The sequence below is a fragment of the Streptomyces sp. SID12501 genome (assembly GCF_010550245.1).
Lineage (GTDB): Bacteria > Actinomycetota > Actinomycetes > Streptomycetales > Streptomycetaceae > Streptomyces.
Map to the genome: position 1 here is coordinate 1 of NZ_JAAGLU010000411.1, position 521 is coordinate 521.

At 77.5% G+C, this 521-nt stretch carries 1 protein-coding gene; it reads left to right on the forward strand.

Going from position 1 to position 521, the window contains the following annotated elements:
• Positions 1–444, forward strand: a 444-nt coding sequence (locus G3I71_RS46505) for an RDD family protein (protein WP_164324981.1), incomplete at its 5' end; no start/stop codon positions are given.
• Positions 445–521 lie beyond the last annotated feature (77 nt).

The following is a 521-nucleotide window of genomic DNA, read 5'->3' on the forward strand; positions in this document are numbered from 1 at the left end:
GTCGGGGACCCCGGCAGCAGGCTCGGGCTCCCCGCGTCGGGCAGCGGCTCCTTGGCGCGGCCCGGGCGGCGCCTGGTGGCGCTCGCGATCGACTGGGTCGCGTGCCTCGCCGTCTCCGCGGTGCTGCTGCCGGTGCGGGACGACGGGCTCTTCCTGTTCCGCGGGCACGAGCTCGCGACGCTCGCGGTGTTCGCCGTCGAGAACCTCGTGCTCGTCGCGACGCTCGGGCACACGCTCGGCCACCGGCTGCTCGGTCTGCAGGTGCGCCGGCTCGCGCAGACCTCGCTGCGCACGCCGCCGGCGCCCGTCGACGGGCCGCCCGGGATCGTCGCCGCGGCCGTGCGGACGCTGCTCGTGTGCCTGGTGATCCCCGCGGTCGTCTGGGACGGCGACGGGCGCGGCCTGCACGACCGTGCCGCCGGCACGGTGCTCGTCCGTCGCTGACGGCGGACGCCTCGCACGTCAGCGGCCGCGCATGCCCTTGCGGTCGGGGCGCGCGCGCATCGGGTCGATGCCCTTCG